At 39.5% G+C, this 21,282-nt stretch carries 16 protein-coding genes and 1 tRNA gene; 11 read left to right on the top strand and 6 right to left on the bottom strand.

Annotated elements, in window-relative coordinates; genetic code table 11:
• Positions 1–154: 154 nt before the first annotated feature.
• The 9 genes from ACYZ0U_RS11385 (at position 155) to ACYZ0U_RS11345 (ending at position 14,713) form a co-directional block, all read left to right on the top strand.
• Positions 155–1,681 carry a TolC family protein gene (locus tag ACYZ0U_RS11385; protein ID WP_461452293.1) on the top strand — a complete coding sequence of 509 codons (1,527 nt, stop codon included), beginning with the start codon at positions 155–157 and terminating at the stop codon, positions 1,679–1,681.
• A gap of 23 nt (positions 1,682–1,704) precedes the next feature.
• The gene (locus tag ACYZ0U_RS11380) at positions 1,705–2,886 is read left to right on the top strand and encodes an efflux RND transporter periplasmic adaptor subunit (protein WP_461452291.1); all 1,182 of its coding nucleotides are present in this window, start codon (positions 1,705–1,707) and stop codon (positions 2,884–2,886) included.
• Positions 2,887–2,932: 46 nt separating this feature from the next.
• Positions 2,933–6,193: an efflux RND transporter permease subunit gene (locus ACYZ0U_RS11375; RefSeq protein ID WP_461452289.1), complete on the top strand. Its 3,261-nt coding sequence runs from the start codon at positions 2,933–2,935 to the stop codon at positions 6,191–6,193.
• Complete coding sequence (locus tag ACYZ0U_RS11370) at positions 6,190–9,516, top strand: efflux RND transporter permease subunit (protein ID WP_461452287.1); 3,327 nt, start codon at positions 6,190–6,192, stop codon at positions 9,514–9,516. Before ACYZ0U_RS11375 ends, ACYZ0U_RS11370 begins: the two co-directional genes overlap by 4 nt.
• An 85-nt stretch (positions 9,517–9,601) precedes the next feature.
• Positions 9,602–9,754, top strand: coding sequence for a hypothetical protein (locus ACYZ0U_RS11365; RefSeq protein WP_461452286.1), 153 nt, complete (start codon positions 9,602–9,604; stop codon positions 9,752–9,754).
• A gap of 84 nt (positions 9,755–9,838) precedes the next feature.
• Positions 9,839–11,002 (top strand): putative sensor domain DACNV-containing protein, encoded by a 1,164-nt coding sequence (locus tag ACYZ0U_RS11360; RefSeq protein WP_461452284.1) that lies wholly within the window; start codon positions 9,839–9,841, stop codon positions 11,000–11,002.
• 81 nt (positions 11,003–11,083) lie between these two features.
• Positions 11,084–11,848 (top strand): ThuA domain-containing protein, encoded by a 765-nt coding sequence (locus tag ACYZ0U_RS11355; RefSeq protein ID WP_461452282.1) that lies wholly within the window; start codon positions 11,084–11,086, stop codon positions 11,846–11,848.
• 2 nt (positions 11,849–11,850) lie between these two features.
• Positions 11,851–13,635, top strand: a complete 1,785-nt coding sequence (locus ACYZ0U_RS11350) for a glycoside hydrolase family 9 protein (protein WP_461452281.1) — start codon at positions 11,851–11,853, stop codon at positions 13,633–13,635.
• Entirely contained in the window at positions 13,544–14,713 is a 1,170-nt protein-coding gene (locus ACYZ0U_RS11345) for an acyltransferase family protein (protein WP_461453705.1), read from the top strand. Before ACYZ0U_RS11350 ends, ACYZ0U_RS11345 begins: the two co-directional genes overlap by 92 nt.
• Positions 14,714–14,741: 28 nt before the next feature.
• On the opposite strand, the gene ACYZ0U_RS11340 is transcribed toward ACYZ0U_RS11345, so the two are convergent.
• The 6 genes from ACYZ0U_RS11340 to hscB all read right to left on the bottom strand — a co-directional run bounded on the left by ACYZ0U_RS11340 (position 14,742) and on the right by hscB (position 19,336).
• Positions 14,742–16,406, bottom strand: coding sequence for an FAD-dependent oxidoreductase (locus tag ACYZ0U_RS11340; protein ID WP_461452279.1), 1,665 nt, complete (start codon positions 16,404–16,406; stop codon positions 14,742–14,744).
• Between the two features lie 21 nt (positions 16,407–16,427).
• Positions 16,428–17,828 carry an ATP-binding protein gene (locus ACYZ0U_RS11335; protein ID WP_461452277.1) on the bottom strand — a complete coding sequence of 467 codons (1,401 nt, stop codon included), beginning with the start codon at positions 17,826–17,828 and terminating at the stop codon, positions 16,428–16,430.
• A 122-nt stretch (positions 17,829–17,950) separates the two neighbouring features.
• On the bottom strand, positions 17,951–18,139 hold the full coding sequence (locus ACYZ0U_RS11330; RefSeq protein ID WP_461452276.1) for a hypothetical protein: 189 nt from the start codon (positions 18,137–18,139) through the stop codon (positions 17,951–17,953).
• A gap of 289 nt (positions 18,140–18,428) precedes the next feature.
• Positions 18,429–18,593 (bottom strand): hypothetical protein, encoded by a 165-nt coding sequence (locus tag ACYZ0U_RS11325; RefSeq protein ID WP_461452274.1) that lies wholly within the window; start codon positions 18,591–18,593, stop codon positions 18,429–18,431.
• A 111-nt stretch (positions 18,594–18,704) separates the two neighbouring features.
• Positions 18,705–18,784 (bottom strand) — tRNA-Leu (locus tag ACYZ0U_RS11320).
• A 27-nt stretch (positions 18,785–18,811) separates the two neighbouring features.
• On the bottom strand, positions 18,812–19,336 hold the full coding sequence (gene hscB, locus ACYZ0U_RS11315) for a Fe-S protein assembly co-chaperone HscB (protein WP_461452273.1): 525 nt from the start codon (positions 19,334–19,336) through the stop codon (positions 18,812–18,814).
• Between the two features lie 108 nt (positions 19,337–19,444).
• Here hscB and kdsA point away from each other — a divergent pair, with 108 nt between their 5' ends.
• A complete protein-coding gene (kdsA, locus tag ACYZ0U_RS11310) occupies positions 19,445–20,221 on the top strand; it encodes a 3-deoxy-8-phosphooctulonate synthase (protein WP_461452271.1) in 777 nt (258 codons plus the stop codon).
• A gap of 1 nt (position 20,222) precedes the next feature.
• Positions 20,223–21,161 carry a KpsF/GutQ family sugar-phosphate isomerase gene (locus tag ACYZ0U_RS11305; RefSeq protein WP_461452269.1) on the top strand — a complete coding sequence of 313 codons (939 nt, stop codon included), beginning with the start codon at positions 20,223–20,225 and terminating at the stop codon, positions 21,159–21,161.
• Positions 21,162–21,282: the final 121 nt, after the last annotated feature.

The raw sequence follows: 21,282 nt of genomic DNA, 5'->3' as shown, positions 1-21,282 counted from the left end.
TTTTTTTATTATTAAGTAACAATATCATATCACTTGCTTATTACAAAGCGCTTAACAATATTGTTACCTATTATAATCAGGTATTTTATCATTTTTGCAAAACACTTACTTGTTGCATATGTATATATTGCAATTACAGCATGAGCATGAAACTATGAATTACAAATTAACCTACTTTATTAAATTGTTAGATGCTTCTCCAGTTTTTTTGACCCGTAAAGTGATATTAATTGCGTGTCTTTCATTTATAAGCATTAACAGCTTTGCTCAAACCGCCGATACGAATAAGCTATTACTACCTATTGTTAAGGATTCCTCCAACAAAACGGTACAATACCTAACGTTAAAACAATGTATTGACTATGCGCTGCAACACGAACCCTACATTAACATATCATCTATTGGTATTGATGTAGCGCACGCTAACAACGGGATAGCCTTATCAGGATGGTTACCGCAGGTTAACGCTAACGGTGATCTGATCCATTATTTTCAACAAAGTGGTGGAGCTTCGGTAATACCGGGCGCAACAACAACAACCGGGGGTACCGGTACAACAGGATCTACTGGCACGGGTACAACTGGATCTACCGGAACCGGCACAACATCCGGGAGCGGCAGTTCAAATTCATCCGCAACTGCCACTCGAACCACTTATGGCAATACATTTGTGCCTGAATTACAAGTGTCGCAGGCTATTTTCAGCCCAAGCTTGCTGTATGCTTACAAAAGCGCACCGCTATACATTCAGCAGGCAAAGGAAATAAGCGATAGCACTAAAATATTTATAGCATCTACAATTACAAAATCATATTATAATGTACTTTTAACGCTTGAGCAAATCAATGTGCTGAAGGAAGATACTGCCCGTTTAAACCGAAACCTAAAAGATGCTTATCATCAATATGTTGGTGGTATAGTTGATGAAACGGATTATGAGGAAGCGCAGATTTCATTAAACACTTCTGTAGCGCAGTTAAAACAGGCCAATGAAAATATTGTTCCCCAGTATGCTTTGTTAAAACAATATATGGGTTTCCCGCCCGAAAAGCAGTTCAATGTAGATCTTGACACCATGCAAATGATGCGCGATATTCAGATAGACACTAATCAGCAATTGGAATATGAAAAACGTATTGAATTTCAACAGGTAAAAACACAAAAAGCTTTACAACAGCAAACAATTAACTATTACGCTACATCGTTCCTGCCAACGGTTTCTGCATTTTTTGATTACGATCTTGATTTTGAAAGTAACAAAGCATCTAACTTATTCAATAGCTCTTATCCAACATCATTAATAGGACTATCAGTAAGTGTCCCAATTTTCACTGGTTTTTACCGGACAAATAACCTGCGTAAGGCAAAATTACAACAAGAGCAACTTGATTGGACAACTACAGAATTGAAATCACAGATCTATTCGCAGTATACTTTAGCATTAGCTAACTATAAAGGCAATTTATATAACCTCGAGCTGTTGCAAAAGAATGTTGCGCTGGCTAAACGTGTTTACTTTGTAGTGAAATTACAGTACAAACAAGGTATTGTAGCGTACCTAAACGTAATTACAGCAGAATCGAATTTAATAACAGCGGAAATAAGTTATTTAAATGCATTGTTCACGGTGCTATCTAACAAGGTAGATCTTGAAAAAGCAATGGGAACCATCACATATTAATAAGCAAAATTACAACTTTGAAGATGAATAAAGTTATTTTAAATATTGTTTTTGCAGGATGCTTAGTATTAAGCGCTTGCGGTAAAAAGCAACCACCACAAAACACAGAAGTTCCTGTTAACTTATTAACTGTTAAGGCCCAAAAGGTATTTTTTTATGATAAGTACCCATCAACCACGCAGGCCTTAATGCAGGTTAACTTATTACCACAGGTTCAGGGTGACATTACCGGCATATTTTTTACAGAAGGCAGCCATGTAAAAAAGGGCCAAAAGCTTTACGAGATCGATAAAAAGATTTATCAGGATAGTTACGATGCAGCTGTTGCAAATTTAAAGGTTGCCCAGGGAACCCTTACGCAATCGCAACAGGATGCAGACCGTTACGAATATTTGAATAAATATAATGCGGTTGCCAAGCAATTGTATGATCACGCGATCATTACACTTGTTAACTCAAAAAACTCGGTAAAGGCTGCAGCGCAAACCGTAAAATCAGCAAAAACAAACCTTGGTTATTCAACCATTTATGCTCCATTTGATGGTACAATTGGTTTTAGTAATGTGAAATTGGGTGATGTTGTGTCTATCAACACCACTATTCTTAATACGATCTCGAGTGATAACCCAATGGCTGTTGACTTTATCATCAACGAAAAGCAGTTGCCAAAATTTGAGAAGATGAAGGAAAATAAGCATCCAATCGATTCTTTATTCACCATCTTGCTGCCCGACAATTCTGAATATCCATATCTTGGAAAAATATCTAATATTGATCGTGCGGTTGATGCGCAAACAGGTTCTATCAAGATCAGGCTGGTATTTCCTAACCCTAAAGGCGATTTAAGGGTTGGTATGAGCTGCCTTGTAAAAGTGCATAACCAGGATGCTGCACCACAAATAGTGGTACCAAATAAAGCTATTGTTGAGCAAATGGGTGAGTATTTTGTTTACATGGCAAAAGATACCATGGTTAATAACCCAGCAGCTAAAGCAGATTCGGTTAAGGATAAAAAGAAAGAATTAGTTGCTGTTGAGAAAAAAGTGCAGGTTGGCCAGGTAATCGGCCCAAATATCGTTGTTAAAAGCGGTATACAGGTTGGCGACAGGGTAGTGACAGACGGTGTGCAAACATTACATGACGGTGCGCCTATTACAACCAAAAATGTAGTGCCACCTTCAGCCGGCGGCAAAAAAGGAAAATAAGTACCGGAATGATCTTAAGCAGCTTCTATCCATTGAATTTTAATATATGATTGCTAATACTTTTATAAAAAGACCGGTAACTGCTATAGTTATATCTATCGTATTGGTGATCACGGGGATAGTTAGTATCCTTGTTTTACCGATTGACCAATACCCCGATATAACACCACCCGTTGTACAGGTGAATGGCCAGTTTACAGGAGCGGATGCGCAAACTGTTGAACAAACAGTTGCCACCCCTATAGAAGAACAGGTAAACGGTACACCAGGCATGGAATACATGCAAAGCAACAGTACCAATAACGGCTTAATGCAAATGAACGTTACCTTTAAAATAGGTACCGATATTGACGTAGCCGCGCTTGACGTACAAAACCGTGTAAGTATTGCTACACCGCTGCTTCCGGCAGTAGTAAGCCGTTTAGGCCTTACTGTACGTGCAGTAAACCCAAGTATGCTGATGATGGTAGCGATCTATTCGCCTAAGGATACGCATAACATCACCTTTTTAGATAACTACACTAACATTTTTATCCAGGATGCGCTTTTACGTATTCCGGGAGTAGGAAGTATCAGTAAGTTTACCGATGATTTTAGTATGCGTATCTGGATGAACCCGGAAAAAATGGCATCCTACAGCATAACCCCAACTGATGTAATTAACGCTTTAAATGCGCAAAACGTACAGGTAGCCGCAGGTACTGCCGGTGTTCCGCCGCAGTCATCCAGCCAAACATACGAGTTAGGTATTTTAGTAAACGGTCGTTTAAGTACCGTACCTGAATTTCAAAATATCATTGTTAAAAATAACCCTACTACAGGTGCTTTGGTATATTTAAAAGATGTAGCAAGGGTTGAACTTGGTAAATTTACATTTTCAAGTAACTCATTTGTTGATGGGCACCGTGCATCTTACTTACAGGTTTACCAGGCACCTGGCAGTAATGCACTGCAAACTGCAAAAGGTATCTATGACGAATTGGCCAAGTTAAAACAGACGTTCCCATCTGATGTAACTTATAGTGTCCCATTTGAGGCTGTTACTGTGGTAAAAGTTTCAATGGAAGATGTGGTAGGTACCTTATTAAAAACGTTAGGATTAGTTGGGATTGTGGTTTTTTTATTCCTGCAAACCTGGCGATCAACGCTTATTCCAATTTTAGCTATACCGGTATCCATATTTGGTACATTTTGTTTTTTCATCCCCTTAGGGTTCTCTATCAACACATTAACCATGTTTGGTTTTGTGCTGGCGATAGGTATTGTAGTGGATGATGCCATCATTGTGGTGGAAGCAGTACAGCATTATATCGATCATGATAAAATGACTGCCAAAGAAGCCACCTACCAGGCTATGAAAGATATATCCGCACCGGTAATCGCTATCGCGCTGATACTTGCCGCGGTATTCGTTCCGGTTGGTTTTATACCGGGTATAGTAGGGCGTTTGTACCAACAGTTTGCTATCACTATCGCTATCTCGGTTATCATATCAGCGTTTATCGCATTATCACTTACACCGGCGCTTTGTACCTTATTGCTTAAGCCAACAGATGAAAGTAAAAAAGGTAAGGGCCTGGATAAATATTTTGTTAAATTTAATAACTGGTTTCAACGTGTTACCGATAAATATACCGAGGGTGTAAGGAGATGTATAGCTGCTGCAAAATACATAGTTATACTTTTGGTTTGTGTATGTATCGGCGCTTATCTACTATTCCAAACTAAGCCAACAGGCTTTATTCCGTCAGAAGATGACGGAAACTTATATGTTACTTACCAATTACCGCCGGCATCATCAACAGTGGCTGCAACCAATGTAATGCAACGGCTGATGAAAGTTGTAGGTACTACACCGGGTGTGGCGCATTATGCAGCACTATCGGGATTGAACGTAGTAACTAATGCAAGTAACTCAAACAATGGTACAATATATTGCCAGCTTGCCCCATGGGACGAGCGTGGCAAATCGACCGAGCAGGTTCCGGGTATAATTGGCGAACTACAAAGGCGGATAGATTCAGCCGGTATTAAAAATGCCGCTGTAGAAGTTATACAACCATCCCCACTACCGGGTGTAGGAGCAACCGTTGGTTTCAGTATGCAGGTTGAACAACGTAGCTCAAATGATAATTTACAGCAATTTGAAGCTGTAATGAACAAATTTGTTACCGATGCGAATAACGATCCGGCCATTACCGGTTCATATACATTCTTTACAGCACATACGCCAAATTATAACCTGAAAGTGGACCGCGAGAAATGCGAGAAATTAGGCGTCAATATTAACGATGTATTTACCGCCTTACAGGCATTTATGGGTAGTTTGTATATAAATGACTTTACTACCTACGCACGTACATTCCACGTGGTGGTTCAGGCTGATACCGCTTATCGTGCCATGATATCTGACGTTGACAAGTATTATGTACGTAACCAGGCAGGTACAATGGTACCATTAGGCACCTTGGTTAGTTACTCTCCAACGGTGGCTGCGCCTTTAATATCGCACTTTAACATTTTCCGCTCTGCTGAGATTGACGGAACAAACAAAGCAGGATATAGCAGTACACAGGCATTAACAGCTTTACAGAATTTAGCTGCAAAGGATTTGCCGACAGGATATGCTTATGAGTTTTCAGGATTAAGTTATGAGGAAATAAAGGCCGGTTCAACCACCATTTATATCTTCATGTTCTCAATCACATTCGTATTCTTATTCTTAGCTGCACTATACGAAAGCTGGTCTGTTCCATTCTCCGTATTATTAGCCGTTCCCATCGGTGCTTTTGGGGCTATATTGGCTTTGATATGTGTTCCAGACTTAACCGATAACGTTTACGCGCAGATCGGCTTGATCACGCTGATCGGTTTGGCTGCCAAAAACGCGATCCTGATCGTAGAGTTTGCCAAGGTTCGTGTCGACAGGGGCGAAGATCTGCTACAATCAACCCTCGATGCGGTAAGTTTGCGTCTGCGTCCTATTGTTATGACATCCTTAGCATTTATTTTAGGGGTTTTACCATTAGTTTTGGCGACAGGTGCCGGTGCGGTTGGTAGACGAACTATTGGTTTTACGGTATTAGGCGGGATGCTTGCAGCATCAACCGTGGCTATTTTCGTAGTGCCTGTATTGTATGTGATCATTACCAAGTTCTCTTATGGTAAGGAAAAACTCGAATACCTGAAAGCTCATCATAAAGAATTGATGGAAAAGGCTAAAAAGGTTGAAGAGCAAAATATTGACCCTGAACTTGAATTTGAGATCAATAAATCTCGTGAACTGAATAAACCGGGTCAAGCATGATCGCGAATACTTTCATAAAAAGGCCTGTAACTGCTATTGTTATATCCCTGGTTTTAATGATTGCCGGGCTGATATGTCTTTTCAATTTAGCGGTCGATCAGTATCCTAATATATCTCCTCCAAGCGTTTCAGTATCAGGATCTTATACTGGTGCAGACGCAGAAACGGTTGAACAGACTGTAGCTACGCCGATTGAGGAGCAGGTAAATGGTACTCCGGGTATGGAGTACATGCAAAGTACCAACACCAACAGCGGCGGTATGAGCATCAGGGTTACCTTTAATATTGGTACCAATGTAGAGATCGCGGCGCTAAACGTACAGAACAGGGTTGGTATTGCAAGCCCCGCATTGCCCGCGGTGGTAAGTAAATTAGGTTTAACTGTACGTGCAAGTAACCCGGATATGTTAATGCTGGTTGGCATATTTTCGCCCAATGGCATGCATAATATTACCTTCCTGGATAATTATACCAACACCTTTATTTTAGATGCGATACTCCGTGTACCAGGCGTAGGTGATGTAACCGCTCGTGCCGATCAGTTTAGTATGCGCATCTGGATGAACCCGGATAAAATGGCATCTTATGGAATTACTACCGGGGATGTTGATTCGGCCTTAACCGCGCAGAATGTTTATGTGGCTGCAGGTTCGGTAGGAGCGCCGCCACAGCAAAATGCACAAAGTTTTGAAACCGGTATTTTGGTTAATGGTATGCTTAACAAAGCATCTGATTATCAAAAAATCATTGTTAAAGCAAACCCTGCAACAGGAGCAATGGTTTATTTAAGAGATATTGCGAGGGTAGAGTTGGGTAAATTCACTTTCGCCAGCAACTCGTTTGTTGATGGAAAGCGGGCGTCAATACTTCAAATATTCCAGTCGCCGGGTAGTAACGCTTTACAAACTGCCGATAATGTTTATAAGGAACTTGCTTTATTAAAGAAAACGTTCCCTGCTGATGTTGATTATAGCGTCCCATTTGAATCTATAACCATCATCAAAGTATCTATGGATGAAGTGGTAGGTACGCTTTTAAAAGCTTTAGGCCTGGTTGCAATAGTGGTGTTACTCTTCCTCCAAAATATAAGATCTACCATTATACCCATTGTTGCAATTCCTGTATCTATACTATCAACATTTATATTTTTTATACCGCTGGGATTTACTATCAATACCTTAACTATGTTTGGCTTTGTACTGGCAATTGGTATTGTTGTGGATGATGCGATCATTGTGGTGGAAGCTGTTCAGCATTACATTGATGAGCAGCATATGTCGCCTAAAGAAGCTACCTACCAGGCCATGAAAGAAATTTCAGCTCCGGTAATAGCTATTGCGCTAATCCTGGCTTCGGTATTCGTTCCGGTAGGTTTTATACCAGGTATAGTTGGTCGGCTATACCAGCAGTTTGCTATAACTATAGCTATCTCGGTCATTATATCTGCATTTGTGGCGTTATCTTTAACCCCGGCACTTTGTACACTGTTATTGCGCCCATCGCATCACGAAGTAAAAAGTAAAAATTTCCTGGTTAGATGGATTGAAAAATTCTTTGACTGGTTTAATACCACATTTGAAAGAGTAACTGCCAGGTACGTTAATGGAGTAAGAAGATGCATTAAATATGCATGGGTAGTGGTATTGATACTGGCCTGTATATGTGTCGGAACAATATACCTGTTCAAATTAAAGCCATCGGGATTTGTGCCATCTGAAGATGGTGGCAGGTTATATATTACCTATCAATTACCTGATGCGGCATCAACGTCATCGTCGGTTAAAGTAATGGAAAAGCTGATGAAGATCGTTACTTCAACACCCGGGATTTTGCATTACGCTGCTTCATCCGGCTTTAACATTCTTAATGGTGGTGCTACCTCAAACAGTGGTTCCATGTTCCTCATGCTAAAGCCTTGGGATGAACGTACAACCCCGCAAACCCAGTTTCCGGGAATAATGAAAGCACTTACAGTAAGGTTTGCTAAAGCAGGTATTAAAAATGCCAGTGTAGTGGTAATACAACCACCACCTATCAGGGGTATTGGCATTGCTGCCGGTTTCAGTATGCAAATTGAGCAGGGTAACTCAACCGATGACATACATCAGTTTGAAGCAGCAGTGCACAAATTTGTTGCTGCAGCACAAAAAAATCCGGCTACATCAACAGCATTCTGTTATTTTTCAGCTCACACGCCAAGTTATGATCTGAATGTTGACAGGGCAAAATGTGAGAAGCTGGGTATAAATATATCAGATGTGTTTTCAACTATGCAAGCCTACATGGGCAGTTTGTTTGTAAACAATTTTACCTTATATAACCGAACATACCATGTTGTAATACAGGCTGATACACAATATCGTGCCCTGATAAATAATATGGATAAATATTACGTCCGTAATTCTGCAGGTAATATGACTCCGCTGAGCACTGTTATTTCTTACAAACCAACTATCGCGGCTCCGTTAATTAGTCACTTTAACATTTTCCGTTCTGCTGAAGTTGACGGATCGATACCTGACGGATACAGTAGCGGACAATCGTTGGATGAATTAACACATCTTGCTAAAACAGTATTGCCACGTGGTTATACCTTTGAATTTTCCGGATTAAGCTACGAGGAGATAAAAGCGGGCTCACTTACGGTCTATATTTTCATGTTCTCCATTGTATTCGTATTCTTGTTCCTTGCTGCATTATATGAAAGCTGGTCAGTACCATTCTCGGTAATGCTTGCAGTACCGGTAAGTGCGTTTGGAGCGATAGTTTTTTTAACTTTATGGCCGCTTGTCACCCAGCAGCAATTGACTAATAATGTTTATGCACAAATTGGGTTGATCACATTGATTGGATTGTCAGCCAAAAACGCGATATTGATAGTAGAGTTTGCCAAAATACGTGTAGATCAGGGTATCGAACTACTCGAGGCAACATTAGACGCGGTCCGGTTACGTCTAAGGCCAATTATCATGACCTCGATGGCGTTTATTTTAGGCGTATTACCGCTTGCACTGGCAACAGGTGCAGGCGGTGCTTCACGTAATACAATCGGTGTAACAGTATTGGGTGGTATGGTAGCTTCATCAACCATATCTATATTTGTTGTGCCAGTATTGTTCGTGTTGTTCACACGGTTTTCTTATGGAAAAGTGCAGTTACAGTGGCTTCAGGATAATCGCGATATTTTATTAGAAAAAGCCAAAAAAGTTGAGGAACAAAATATTGATCCGGAACTGGAATATGAAATAGCCGATTCAAGACAAAAAAATGAAGAGGAGCGAAAGAAAAAGGGCCTTCACTCTGATGGTGACAAAGCGGAATAATTAAAAGCAACTCTGGTAATTATTTACATTAATCCTTTGGCATATTAGTTGGTCATAGATGTATAAAATTTATGAAAACAAACATATGAAAAAGATAAAATACATGTTATTACTGGTAGTGATGGCTGCAAGTTTTAGCTCATGTGTAGTAAGAGCAAGGGGTGGGGTATATGTTCGGGGCCATTATGAAAATGGGCCGCATGGGTCTTATTGGGTTCCGGGCCACTATGCAAAATAAATAATTTCAAAGGCATTACTGCGTCATATTTTATAGCTATTATTGTGTAAAGGCGAATAAGCCCTAATTTTATAGCTATAAAATATGGAAAGCCAAATTCAACTCTCTTTACCGCAACCTACTTACAAGGCCGCAATAACTGCATCAGCAGGCATCGAGGCGCATTTTGAGCATCAACAAACTTCAGCTCAAAATCGGGGAGAAGAAAACTTAGCCTCAAAACCTGATAGAAATGCAATTGCAGCAATAATTGATACTGCCTTTTGGGCAAGTTTGCGCAAAGAAGAGGGACGTTCGCCAAAAATATCATTAGCATTTCTTCCGCCACATCAATGTACCAAACCACTTATTTTTGAATACCCGCTTGCTTTAACTGCTGACATACTTACCAAACTTGCACCCGCCGTTGAACGCCCCGGAATACACCTTGGTGTTTGGCAGCATGAAAACGAGCTTTATATATGGGGTACTACCCAAGAGATTCCCGGTTTTTGTTTTGTGCTTGAAGTTGTTGAGCCTGGTTTGTTAGTAGTTAAACACCGCCGTATTGATGGCTTTGGCAAATACGTTAACGTTGCTGTATTAAAGGGCGATGAAGTTAAAATTGTAGATGAGGACAGCATTAACATGCCTGATTGCCCGGGAATGCTTAATTCGCTGCTTGGATTTACCAATACCTTTACGCACAATAACGCAGTAAATTTACATGTACAGCTTGCCGTTTCTATGCGTGCGCACGGGCATGGGGGAACACTATTGGTTGTACCGTCTGATAGCGAAGAATGGCGTAAATCCATCATCCATCCAATATCATATCCCGTTTCTCCTTCGTTCAAAACATTATCGGTATTAATGGATCAAAATGTTCAGGAAGACGACCTGGTAGAGTGGCAGGAAAAGCTTAATGACGAGATTGCCCTGATAGGTGGATTAACCGCTGTAGACGGCGCAACAATTATTAATGATAAGCATGAATTACTTGCATTTGGTGCAAAAATAACCCGTTCATTAGGCCGTGAAACTGTTAAGCAAATTATGGTGACAGAACCCATCATTAATAGCCCTGCGGTAATTATACCGCCATCAAGCAATGGTGGAACAAGGCACTTTTCAGCAGCACAGTTTGTATACGATCAGCACGATGCCTTCGCTTTGGTTGCTTCACAGGATGGGCGTTTTACCATTTTTTCATGGTCACCATGCGATCAGATCGTTTTGGCACACCGCGTTGATACTTTACTGATATAAAATAAGTCACTGACAAAATAGTGTCAGTATGTTTCCTGTTTTAATTTATTAAATTTGAAAGTATCTTTTCAAATATTGCCTATGCGCCGGAAAACCGCAGCCTTGATCTTTTTTTGTTTTTGTACATTTTATCTCCAGGCCCAAAATTTAAAACCCCGTTTTCATGTACTAGCCCTTTACGAAAATGGCGGGCATCATATCGATTATTCCAAAAGGGCTCAATTTTGGTTGGATAGCCTTGCAGTGGATAGCAATTTCAGTATTGATTATATTGAAAATACCGATAAAATAAATGATCAGTTTTTAAGTAAATACCAGTTATTTATTCAACTGGATTATGCACCCTATGCATGGACATCACAGGCTGTTGCTGCTTTTCAAAAATACATTGAAGAAGGGCGTGGTGGATGGATCGGCTTTCATCATGCAACTTTATTGGGAGAGTTTGACGGTTATAAAATGTGGGATTGGTTCTCGGCATTTATGGGCGGCATCCAATTTAAAAATTACATCGCAACATTTGTGCAAGGTACCATACATGTTGAAGATACACACCACCCGGTTATGAAAGGCGTTCCCTCATCGTTCCTGGTAAAAAAGGAAGAATTTTATACATATGATAAAAGCCCGAGGCCAAATGTGCATGTATTGGCAAGTGTTGATGAAGCAAGCTATCAACCTAACTCAGATGTTAAAATGGGTGATCACCCTGTGATTTGGACAAATGAACACTACAAAGCCCGCAATATTTATATATTTATGGGGCATTCGCCAATTTTGTTTGACGACCCTGTTTACAAAAGACTATTCACCAATGCCATATTTTGGGCATCAGCTAAAAACTAATTATGCTTAAGAATATCAGCTTCAAATTTCTAATTATTGCTTTTTGGGCTATAAGTGTTCCTTTCTTATCCTATGCAAAACCGGTCATTTATATCAACCAAATTGCTTTCAATATAAATGCCCCTAAAACAGCATTAGTAGGAACGCAAAAGCAATTAAAAGGCTATATTGGTTTCATTCTGGTGAACAACAAGACACAACAAACGGTTTTTACCGGTGCGCTTTCACAAAAACAACAAATTCATGACTGGGCACCCGGTGAATATTTCTATAAAGCTGATTTCTCCGGCTTTAACCAAACCGGCGAATTTATTTTCGTGGTTACCATCGCCGGAAAAAAATATCCGTCTGAACCTTTTCAGATAGGCAATGATGAGCTGGCCGAATTAACAATACCATCAGTAATACATTATTATCGTAAACAACGGGCCAATACGCCTGCAGAGCTTGCTGCCGACTCAAAAATCAAATTATTTGGCAGCGATAAAACAGTCGACTTACACGGTGGCTGGTGCGATGCTTCCGGCGATGTAAGTAAATACTTTTCGCATTTGGCTTACGCTAATTTTATGTCGCCCCAACAAATACCATTGGTAACATGGTCTATGGTTAGTGCTGATGAAGCTATTCCTAATATGCTGACCAAATTACGGGTAAAGGATTCTTTAGAAAGTGAAGCATTATGGGGCGCTGATTACATGACGCGGGCTTTATCAGACAGTGATTATTTTTACATGATCGTATTCAGTTATTTTAATAAAAACCCTAATGCGCGCCGTATTGTAGGCTTACATGCTAATAGTGTAACGACCAATGAATACCAATGTGCTTTTCGCGAAGGCGGGGGAATGGCCATAGCTGCTTTAGCGAGAATATCCCGTTGGAAAAAGCATGGTAATTTTACCTCAACGCAATATCTTAGTGCTGCTGAACGGGCATTCGCTCATCTGCTCATCTATAATAAGAAATATGACGATGATGGTAAGGAAAATATAATTGACGATTACTGCGCTTTGATTGCAGCCACGGAGCTTTGGATAACTACTAATAAAGAACTCTACAAAACTGAAGCCCGTAAACATGCGCATAACCTGGCAAAGCGTTTATCAAAAGAAGGCTATTTTATTGCTGATGACGGCAGCCGCCCATACTGGCATGCATCGGATGCTGGTTTGCCTGTAATTGCATTGGCAAGATATTTAAAAAAAGAAAACGATTCGTCTTATCGTTCTTCAGCATTGCATACGATCAAAACTACTTTGGATTATGAATTGGCGGTTACCGATGAAGTGAGTAATCCATTTGGTTATGCAAGACAAACTTTCCGGTATAAGGACAGTATTAAAAATGGATTCTTCATTCCACATGACAACGAAACCGGCTGGTGGTGGCAGGGAGAAAACGCACGTTTAAGTTCATTAGCTGCTGCCGCAATAATTGGATCGAAACTAGTATATAATGGTCATAATCAAATCAAACACAAAAATGCTTTAATACGGTTCGCCTACAACCAGATCAATTGGATATTAGGAGATAACCCATACCAGGTTTGCTTTATGTATAATTTTGGCAGGAATAACGTGCCATATATGCATTCTAATTTCGGCCATGGTTCTGAGCGTGGTGGGATCTCCAATGGAATAACGGGAAAAGAGGGGAATGGAGACGGTAGCGGTATCGACTACAAAACTGAAGATGCTGGTAATGAATGGCGATGGACCGAGCAATGGATACCACATGCTGCATGGTACCTGCAAGCAGTTTCGGTTATGGCAGATGAGAAATAATTATATGATATCCCAAAGAGCTATGACGCATAATAATAACGCTTATGACTTATTAAGACTAATATTGGCGCTATTTGTACTTTTCACACATGCTTATTTTCTCAACAATACAGGCATGGACCCGCTATCTGTATTTTCGAAAGGTCAAATTGATTTTGCATTTATTGGCGTATTAGGCTTTTTTTCGTTAAGTGGGTATTTGATAACTAACAGCATTGATCGAAATCCGGATATTCTCAGATTTTTGTATAAACGTTTTTTAAGGTTGTTTCCGGGTTACTGGATGTGTTTGATAATTACCGGATTTTTAATAGCTCCGTTAATGTATTATTTAAACCATCATTCGATAGAAGGGTTTCCATTTACAGGCAATAATAGCAGTTTAAGCTATTTTTTTAATGACTATTTATTAGGGATAAGGCAATGGAGTGTAGGTAATGTGCTTGATCATTCGTTGTATAAGGGATCATTAAATGGCAGCTTATGGACCTTATATTCAGAAGCGTCGTGTTATGTTATGACTGTAGTTATAAGTTTTTTTGGACTTATAAATAAAAATAAGATTGTATTTGTTCTTTTATTTTTACTGGTTTATGCAGTATACGTTGTTAATTTATATAATATACCACAATTTGGCCCAACTTTTTTAACACTTAATATCGCCCGCCAATTTTATATTGCATATTTGTGCGGCATGGGGTTATATATATTCAGAAAAGAAATAACAATAGATGAAAAAGGCTTAATATTTATTCTACTATTATCTATTACGCTGTTAAAATTTGGCGGTTTTTTGCTTATTGCGCCAATATTGATCGCTATAATGTGTGTTTTGGGTTTTGCAACATTTAAAGTATCACTTAAATACGATCTGTCTTACGGAATATACATATACGCATTTCCCATACAGCAGTTAACTTTTACGTTTAGCAAAAACATTGGCTTTATAGGCGATGTGATTATTTGTATGATAATCACATGTGCGTTAGCATTTTTAAGTTATGTATTAGTTGAAAGGCCTTGCTTAAAGCTTAAAAATATTAATACCCGTAAGAAGCAAATTGAACAGGTAAGTTAGATGTGCTTATTTTAGTATTCCAAATTGGTTATTTTACATCAGCTAAATACTTGTGAACAAAGCTGATAGCCATTGATCCTTCACCTACGGCAGCAGCAACGCGGTTCATAGCCCCGGAACGGACATCGCCTGCAGCAAAAACACCGGGACAACTTGTTTCCAACAAGTATGGATCGCGGCTTTCTTTCCATATTTTGTTAAAATCATCATAAATTTTTAAATCGCGGCCGGTTTCTAGAAAACCCTTGTTATCTTTAATAATATCCAATTCAATCCATTCAGTAAATGGTTTTGCTCCGATAAAAATATAAAGTGCTGAAGCAGGACGGGTTTGCTGCACGCTTGTATCCAGGTTATTTAACACAAGCTCCTGTAATTGCTCATTGCCTTTAGCTTCAATTATTTCCATTTTGCCAAGCACAACTATGTTTTTGGTTTCATTAATCTGATCGATAAGGTAGGCCGACATGGTACTTATAAGATCCGCTTTGCGAATGATAATGTGAACCCTGCTTGCGAATTTTGATAGATACATAGCCGCCTGCCCAGCAGAATTGCCGCCTCCTACGATATAAACATCCTTATCCTTGCAAGCGGCAGCTTCAGTCATAGCTGCCCCGTAATAAATACCTGCACCAGCGAAATCAGCGATACCTTTAGTATCTAATTTACGGTAATCAACGCCGGTAGTAATAATAATACTTCGTGTATCAATGCATCTACCGTCTTCGAGCATTATTTTCTTATAACCATCTTTTTGCAGGATAGCATTAACTGATCTTGGCGATAAAAACTCAGTGCCTAAACGCGTAGCCTGGGTCATGGCCCGGCGAGTAAGCTCAGAGCCACTGATGCCTGCAGGGAAGCCCAGGTAATTTTCTATCCGGCTGCTGGTTCCTGCTTGTCCGCCCGGTGCACGGCGTTCAATCATTAGCGTTTTTAAGCCTTCGGATGCACCATAAACCCCGGCAGCTAGCCCGGCCGGACCTGCACCTATGATCACCACATCATACATGTCATTCTTTAACTCCGGGTTTAAACCGATTTTATCTGCTATCTGGGTAATGGTTGGCTTTATCAAATGTGATCCATCGCCAAAAAATACGACAGGCAGATCTTTTAACGTAAGATTGTTAAGCGCCAATTTTTCTTCGGCTTTTTCCTTAAGCTGTACATCAAACCATTGGTATGGGATCAAATTCCCGGCAAGAAAATCCTTAATATCATGCGATAAGCTCGAATATTGATATCCAATTACTTTTATACCTTTAAAATCGGGTTGATAGGTGCTCAGCCAATCGTCAAGCAACCCGTCAATAACTGGGTAAAGCTTTTCTTCAGGCGGATCCCATGGTTTAACCAGGTAATAATCCAACTGAACTGTATTGATGGCTTTAATGGCAGCATCCGTATCAGAATAAGCAGTGATCAGTACCCGTTTGGCATTGGGATAGTATTTAATTGCTCTCTCCAAAAAGTCAACACCATCCATTTCGGGCATACGCTGATCCGAAAGGTACATGGCAACTGTTTCGCCTTTATTTTTTAGCTCAAGTAAGCTGTCAAATGCCTCTTGTATGATGGTAGTACTTAAAACACGATAGGTATCCCGATATTTGTTTTTCAGATCGCGCGTAAGTGCACGCAATACATGGGCATCATCGTCAATACAAAATATAATAGGTAGACTCATTTAGTTTTTGTTGTTATAAAATTAACCATCGATAGGAAAACAAACAATAAAGGCTGTTCTTCCGGGCACAGATTGTACTTTGATTGAACCGCGATGTTGTTTTACTATCCTTCGAACAACGTCAAGGCCCAAGCCAGTCCCTTTTCCAATTTCTTTGGTGGTGAAGAACGGATCAAAGATTTGTGATTTATTATCTTCAGGAATTCCCGGGCCATTGTCAATTATGGATACTTCCACAAAAGCACCATCCTTTAGCGTTTTAATCTCTAAAACACCTTTACCCATACCTTCCATAGCATCCAGCGCGTTATCCATCAGGTTCGTCCAAACCTGGTTAAGTTCGCCAATCATAGCTTTTACAGGTGGCAGGGTGGTGTCAAAATTCTTTACTATTTGTATGTTATTTTTATGTATTTTGTGCTGAAGCATGGTCAGCGTATTTTTTATACCGCTGTGAATATCCGCATATTGCTTATCATGCCCCTGATCCATGTGTGTAAAATTCTTTACCGAACCAACCAGGTCAGTTATACGTCTTGATGCTTCCTCAATATCCGTTACCATTTTTTCGGTTAACATATTACTGTTTATCCAGTTCATGATAGACGAAATATACTCAGCCGGGATCTGTTGTTTAAAGGCTTCGGCATCGCTTACCTCAAAACCAAATTCCACAAAATTTTCTGAGATCTCAGCTGCATTCTTTACTTCATGAGCATCCATCCAGTCGATCATTTCATCTTCCAGTTCGCTGCGTTCCATCATGGTTAACGTGCGTTGTTTTTTTTCATTCAAAACAACCCGTAGCATATCATTTACAATGTTTACCTGTTCAACCGTCATCTTCATTTCGATGATCTCTTTAAACGTTTTTGGTGCGCTTAATAAATGCTGTTTAAGCGATGCTGCACCACGCACAATAGCCGAGGCCGGATTATTTAACTCATGGGCTAATCCTGCAGATAATTTTCCCAGGGCCATCATTTTTTCGCTTTGCTGCTGTAGCGTTGTGAAATCTCGTATGCGGCTGGCCATTACATGCACCAAAGCTTGGGTCAATTCAAAATGATGAGTTATCATTTCGTGCATTTTTGTTGCAGGAAAGCAAAGTAGCTGAGTTTCCTCTACGGCTTTAGCAAAACTCGGGGCAGATTTTGCACGTGAAAAAGGCAGATATCCGGAGACTGTCTGCGCTTCAAAAACCGCCATTTCGCGGGTCTCGCCATTTTGGATAATGTACATGCTTACCCTGCCGTTTATAATAATGTTGGTAAAATTGATAGGCTGTCCTGCCTGGAACAGGAATTCTCCTTCCGGCAAAATGCGTTGCTCGCTGTTATTAATTAACCATTTCAATTCTTCTAACGAAACTTCTTTAAGTGCTTCAAAAGATTGAAGCAATTCCGGCGTTACAGTAATCATAGTATGAAGGTAGGGAAAAGATGGGGGAAGGCAAATAGTATTGAAATAGATGATTTTAAAACAACAAAGCCCGATTTGTTAAAATTGGGCTTTGTACCCAGCGCCGGAGTCGAACCGAGGCGTTATTGCTCCCTTAATCTTTTTATCTCTTCAAGTGCATTAATGTCTAATTGATCTTTTGGACGATTTACGATTTTTTTGTTTATAATTATCTGATTGATATGTAAGAATGGAATATTTACGCCGTCAATTTCAGCTATAGAAGCCATTGATAAACATTCATCGAATATATAATTTTCCAAGCCTTTCATTTCTGTCAAAATATCAAGTGATAACCGTTGTTAAGATGGAACTCAGTCCAACCAGCAACAAACTGCATCGTTTCAATTATCGAAAAATCACCTAAGTCACAATCATTAAAAACCCGCCACAGTTTTTTACGGTTTTCATGGGTATCGTGTAGTCAAATATCAATATCGCTTGTAAGGCGCTGATAGCCATGAAAATTTATTGCATATCCACCGATCAGGATATATTGAACCTTATTATTATATAATGCTCGCCAAAATTTTAGAATATCCTCGTCAAATACGTCCACACTTATTTACTGATAAATTGTTTGTGAGTAATAACAGCTTTGTTCATGGTTTGCTCAATTTTGTATAAACGCGTTGTCATTTCAAAGCGTTCCTTGTAAGTGCGTTTAAGGCCTGCCTTTAACTGTTCTATCTCAGCTGTTGTAAAGTTAGGATTGTCCTGCTTCATCAGAATATAGTTGTTATTTCAAATTTACTCAAAAGAATCAATAAAGCTAAATATAGGGGAAAGTTCAAACTAAAAACAACAAAGCCTTTCTGATTTCTCAGAAAGGCTTTGTACCCAGCGCCGGAGTCGAACCGGCACGGTTTCCCACAGGTGTTTGAGACCAGCGCGTCTACCAATTCCGCCAGCTGGGCTTGCTGTACCGAGAGTGGATTAATTTCTCAGAAGCGGGTTGCAAATGTATCTAAACTCTCTTTAATCCGCAATAAATATTTTTGCTTAAAGTAAATTTTTGCAATATCATTCAACCTGCTCTCTTTGGTGGTATCATCCAAGTGGGTATAATCGGATGTTAGGGCAGATAATTCTTCATTCATATCTCCCTCAAAAGCAAGCACTTCTGCTGTTATTGTTCCCAGTTCTTCTGCACTGTTAACCTCCATTATCCGTTCATTAATATCCATCATCTCCATCAAAAAATCTGATGGTAGTTGTGGCTTCGCGCCCTCAGAAACCAAATTATGTAGTCTTAAAATATATTCCAGACGCTTATTTGGATCGCCAAGTGTTTGGTAGGCCTTATTATTCAGGGTAGATAATTCCAGTATTTCCTGCTGCTTTTCCTCATCCTCATTAGCATAAAAATCAGGATGATATTTTTTGCTTAGCTGGTAAAATTTCTTTTTGATATCAGCATCATTCAAATTGAATGTTTCTGGTAACTCATAAAAATCAAAGTAATTCATCCTACAAAGTTAAGCAATGCAGGATTAAATTCTCCTGCTATTAAACCAACAGCGGTAATTAGTGTCTGTTCATAAAAAATTTACATCTTTGCTCTATATTTTACAAGTATGCTTTTTAAAAAAATACAGCAAAAGCCATTTTTTATCCTGGGCCCATGTGTAATGGAAAACCAGGAACTACTATATACTGTTGCCGAAAAAGTTGCCGAAATAGGGCAGAAGTATGATATCCCGGTTATATTTAAGTCATCGTTTGATAAGGCAAACCGAACTTCTATCCATTCATACCGCGGACCGGGCGTGGAAAAAGGAATGGAAATGCTGCTGAAAGTAAAAGAGCGTTTCGGCTTGCCATTGATAACAGATATTCATGAACCATCACAGGCTGCATTAGTAGGCGAGGTAGTTGATATTTTGCAGATACCTGCTTTTTTATGTCGCCAAACCGATCTGCTGGTTGCCGCAGCAAAAACAGGAAAGATCGTCAATATTAAAAAAGCGCAATTTTTATCTGGCCAGGATATGTTTTACCCTGCTCAAAAAGTAATTGAAGCTGGCAATAACCAGGTGATTTTAACTGAGCGCGGCAACATGTACGGCTATAATAATTTGGTGGTTGATTTCAGGAACATTCATGATCTTAAATCATTCGGACACCCGGTTTGTATGGATTGCACACACTCTGTACAACGGCCGGGTGGAGCAGGCGGCAAAACCGGCGGCGACCGTACTTTTGTACCAATGATGGCGCTTGCTGCAAAAGCGTTTGGGGCCGACGGTTACTTTATGGAAACACACCCAGACCCGGATAATGCATTGAGTGACGGACCAAACATGGTAAAATTGCACGATCTGGAAAAAGTTATAGCGCCATTACTTGGATAACATGACTATGAAAGATATTGCCAAACGGGTTTTTGATATCGAAATAGAATCCTTACAACAGGTTGCAAGTTTACTTGATGATAAATTTTCACAAACAGTTGATGCTATATTAGCTTCGCGTGGTAAACTGGTAGTAACTGGCATTGGAAAATCAGGTCATATCGGCAGAAAAATCGCGGCTACGTTATCAAGCACGGGTACGCCAAGTTTTTATTTGCATCCTGGAGAAGCTTTTCACGGTGATTTAGGCATGGTGGGCATAAATGATATTGTTATGCTAATATCATATTCGGGCGAAACTGAAGAGGTGCTCAAGATCATCCCGTTTTTAAAATTTAACAAAAATCAGATCGTCAGCATTACAGGCAACCCAAATTCAACCATTGCAAAAAATAGCGATTATCACCTAAATATTAATATAACCCGCGAAGCTTGTCCTTTAGCATTAGCGCCTACATCATCAACAACGGCAACATTAGTTATGGGCGATGCACTTGCCGTAGCGTTAATGGAATCGCGCCAGTTTCAGGAAGAAGATTTTGCACGTTTTCATCCCGGTGGAAGGTTAGGGTATAAATTATTGGCAAAAGTGAAAGACTTAATGCGTACTGATAACCTGCCCTATATTGCAAAGGATGCTACATTTACAGAGTTATTGCTACGTATGTCTGAAGGACGGCTGGGAATGGTTATAGTTGGAGATAAAGATCATATTGACGGTATTATAACCGATGGCGACTTACGACGGGCCTTATTAAAGAATCCGGACACGTCAAAATTAATAATTAGTAATATGATGACGATTGATCCAATAATAATAAATGGAGACGAATTTATTAAACAAGCAGAAAATTTAATGATAGATAAAAAAATTACCACTATACTTGTTGGCTCAAACCAAAGCAAGAAAATTACAGGAGTTTATCAAATATTTAATTGATAAAAAAAATGCAATTAACTTATTGTAAATTTCAATATTATTAAAATCTAAACCATAAATTTATAATTTTGTTGTCCGAACGCTTTTTGTTTAATTTTTTTGATTATAACAGATATAAAAA

Origin of the sequence: Mucilaginibacter sp., assembly GCF_965225845.1 — a bacterium.
In the GTDB taxonomy this organism is placed as follows: Bacteria; Bacteroidota; Bacteroidia; order Sphingobacteriales; family Sphingobacteriaceae; genus Mucilaginibacter.
Note: the sequence above shows the minus strand (reverse complement) of the source record. Positions and strands in the feature narration are given on the sequence as shown.

What these genes read in the sequence shown, in the direction of transcription:
- ACYZ0U_RS11325 (WP_461452274.1), bottom strand. Translation starts at nt 18,593, where the DNA reads ATGAAGCAGGACAATCCTAACTTTACAACAGCTGAGATAGAACAGTTA.
- ACYZ0U_RS11340 (WP_461452279.1), bottom strand. Translation starts at nt 16,406, where the DNA reads ATGAGTCTACCTATTATATTTTGTATTGACGATGATGCCCATGTATTG.
- ACYZ0U_RS11330 (WP_461452276.1), bottom strand. Translation starts at nt 18,139, where the DNA reads ATGAAAGGCTTGGAAAATTATATATTCGATGAATGTTTATCAATGGCT.
- ACYZ0U_RS11385 (WP_461452293.1), top strand. Translation starts at nt 155, where the DNA reads ATGAATTACAAATTAACCTACTTTATTAAATTGTTAGATGCTTCTCCA.
- ACYZ0U_RS11305 (WP_461452269.1), top strand. Translation starts at nt 20,223, where the DNA reads ATGACTATGAAAGATATTGCCAAACGGGTTTTTGATATCGAAATAGAA.
- ACYZ0U_RS11350 (WP_461452281.1), top strand. Translation starts at nt 11,851, where the DNA reads ATGCTTAAGAATATCAGCTTCAAATTTCTAATTATTGCTTTTTGGGCT.
- ACYZ0U_RS11375 (WP_461452289.1), top strand. Translation starts at nt 2,933, where the DNA reads ATGATTGCTAATACTTTTATAAAAAGACCGGTAACTGCTATAGTTATA.
- hscB (WP_461452273.1), bottom strand. Translation starts at nt 19,336, where the DNA reads ATGAATTACTTTGATTTTTATGAGTTACCAGAAACATTCAATTTGAAT.
- ACYZ0U_RS11380 (WP_461452291.1), top strand. Translation starts at nt 1,705, where the DNA reads ATGAATAAAGTTATTTTAAATATTGTTTTTGCAGGATGCTTAGTATTA.
- ACYZ0U_RS11355 (WP_461452282.1), top strand. Translation starts at nt 11,084, where the DNA reads ATGCGCCGGAAAACCGCAGCCTTGATCTTTTTTTGTTTTTGTACATTT.
- ACYZ0U_RS11335 (WP_461452277.1), bottom strand. Translation starts at nt 17,828, where the DNA reads ATGATTACTGTAACGCCGGAATTGCTTCAATCTTTTGAAGCACTTAAA.
- ACYZ0U_RS11370 (WP_461452287.1), top strand. Translation starts at nt 6,190, where the DNA reads ATGATCGCGAATACTTTCATAAAAAGGCCTGTAACTGCTATTGTTATA.
- ACYZ0U_RS11345 (WP_461453705.1), top strand. Translation starts at nt 13,544, where the DNA reads ATGCTGGTAATGAATGGCGATGGACCGAGCAATGGATACCACATGCTG.
- ACYZ0U_RS11365 (WP_461452286.1), top strand. Translation starts at nt 9,602, where the DNA reads ATGAAAAAGATAAAATACATGTTATTACTGGTAGTGATGGCTGCAAGT.
- kdsA (WP_461452271.1), top strand. Translation starts at nt 19,445, where the DNA reads ATGCTTTTTAAAAAAATACAGCAAAAGCCATTTTTTATCCTGGGCCCA.
- ACYZ0U_RS11360 (WP_461452284.1), top strand. Translation starts at nt 9,839, where the DNA reads ATGGAAAGCCAAATTCAACTCTCTTTACCGCAACCTACTTACAAGGCC.